The sequence below is a fragment of the Moorena sp. SIO3I6 genome, from assembly GCF_010672095.1.
Window position 1 is genome coordinate 1 of the sequence record NZ_JAAHHU010000704.1, and the last position, 2408, is coordinate 2408.

The following is a 2408-nucleotide window of genomic DNA, read 5'->3' on the forward strand; positions in this document are numbered from 1 at the left end:
CTCAGAAACCACTTTATCCTTGCAAAAGTAATTTTCTGATAGTGTTTGCGTCAATTCTTCTCCACTGTTCCCTGTTCCCTGTTCCCTGTTCCCGACTTCTGCAAGAAGTGTATTGTTCTGGTCACTGACTGCTGTCTCAGAAACCACTTTCTCCTGATCGAGATTACCAGTAAGTACTTTTGGATTTGCCGGGGAATCAGATTCTGTCGAATTGTACAAGTATCCGGGGTTTTGAGTTACTATCGAAGCTTCGGAAGCTGAAACATCTTCCGGGAGTGAATCAGGTAAAACTGGCGTAGGAAACTGGTTAGGATTTCTGGATTCTTCACTATCAAGATGTCTAGGAGTTTCCGCTTCAGATATAGCTGTTCTTAGTGATAAAACATCAGTGAATTTAGGTTGATCACTATTTATTGGTGAACTAAAAACTTTGTTGGCTAAACTTTTTTCTTTTTGCTCAATCCAAATTGTCACATAATAGGGATATTCTAAAACTAAATACAGAGGCCGAAATTCCTCAGAGATTTCGCAACTACAACACTTTAAGGATTTTTTATAAGCATTTGGGGAAAGATCAAAACCTCTAGTGAATATTTTATTTTGGAAAATAATTGTACATTCATCCAGCCACTTAATCTCTTCTTGATGCAGTCGCTCATGGGGGGAACCCCCAAGACCGCGCTGCATCGCTTGATTAATCTTTTCTGGATCAATTCTTAACATTTGGGTAGTTTACCCCCTACTTGATCTATTTTTGGAAATAGCTGGTGAGATTGTGGCAATTTTGCTCTGGAAGTGTCAACGGAAGAATGTAGTCAATCGCGTCGCAGATTTTGCTACATCCTTGACCCAATCTATTCATAATTTATGTCATTAATCCGGGGATTTTGGGCATCAAGCTGAAGTCTTACCCAGTCAATTAACGGTTTCACGCCTATGTGGGTAAAGACAAAGTATTTAGGATGGACTAAATAATAATAAACTTAACACAACTAAAGTGATTTGTCAACCATAAAATGTAGCTAGTTTTACAATTAACCCAACTTTCCTTGTCTCCTCTTGCAGAAATCCCTACATTTCTGTCTTGGTAATTGGGGCTCTAATCACTATATACTCCGTTCAAATAATTAGTTAAGCAAGTACACAAAACTTTTCCCACTTCCGACTTCCCACTTCTGACTTGCCTACTCCCTACTGCCGCGCAACCCAGGACGAAAGTCCCTCAACCATCTGATTTTCTACAATCAAACTTATAGCATTCGCCAGGGCAGTTAGGACATGAAAAAAGTCTCAAACCTAAATAAGCGCAAGAGTTTGACTTCTGACTTCTGAGTTCTGACTTCTGACTTCTGCTATAGACGGTTTTTGAGCCAATTCGTGAGGGAGATAACTGTGATTTCGGTAGCTGGGTCAAGACATGTTGCTCCTGGTAATAAATCCCTCGATATTACTTTTTAGACAGCCGTTTAAGAGATTGCTTAGTAATTTCCTGAAACCTAGGATGCAGGTGGAACTCAGATTCCGGAATCTCTTGCTCCTGATTGAGATTACCAGTAGCTAATTTTGGAGTTGCCGGGGAATAAGATTCTGTGTGATTGTACCAGTATCCAAGGTTTTCAGTAACTATCGAAGCTTCGGAAGCTGAAATATCTTCGGGGAGTGAATCAGGTAAAACTTCCCTAGGAAACTGGTTAGGATTTCTGGATTGTTCACCATCAAAATATCTGGGATTTTCCCCTTTAGATCTAGCTGCCATTAGTGGTAACGAATCAGTGGATTTAGGTTGAGCACTATTTATTGGTGAACTATAAACTTTGTTAGCTAAACTTACCTCTTCTTGCTCAATCCAAATTGTCAAATAATGCCGATGTTCTACAAGCAAATACAAAGACGAATATTCATCAGATATTTGGGAACGACAAAACTTGAATGCTTTTTGATAAGCCTTTGGGAAAATATCAAACCATTTAGTGAATAGTTTATTCTGGAAAATAATTTTAGATTGATCCAGCAATTCAATTTTTTGAGTGGTTGCTTCTTTATTAATGAGAAACATAACATTGTTTAATTGCTTGACTTGAGTAAACCTGAACTATTGCGTTTCCTAGTAAGCTTGAGGTAAATATAAATTTTATTTATTGCTTCCTGCTCCCTAATCCCTGCTCCCTAAAACTAAAGAGGAAAGTACCTCACCCGATGGAGAACTGCTATAGGGTTTCTAAAGGTGCGCTTGACCCATTAAGAATTAAATTAGCCAAGGTCAAGCGCACCTTGTATTGATGCAGTCGCTCATGGGAGAAACCCCCTTTTGCGGCGCTGCATCGCTAAGTAACTTATGGGCTAAAATTATTACCCAGTAATGATTTTAGCTTGCCGGTTACCCCCCCCAGAGGCTCTAGTTAATCATA

Annotated in this window: 2 protein-coding genes; both read right to left on the reverse strand. The window is 39.2% G+C overall.

Features of this window, described 5'->3' with window-relative positions; translation table 11 throughout:
* Positions 1–723: hypothetical protein (locus tag F6K49_RS41605; RefSeq protein ID WP_293107056.1), on the reverse strand; the 723-nt coding region annotated here is incomplete at its 3' end.
* Between the two features lie 724 nt (positions 724–1447).
* Complete coding sequence (locus F6K49_RS41610) at positions 1448–2056, reverse strand: hypothetical protein (RefSeq protein WP_293107059.1); 609 nt, start codon at positions 2054–2056, stop codon at positions 1448–1450.
* Positions 2057–2408: the final 352 nt, after the last annotated feature.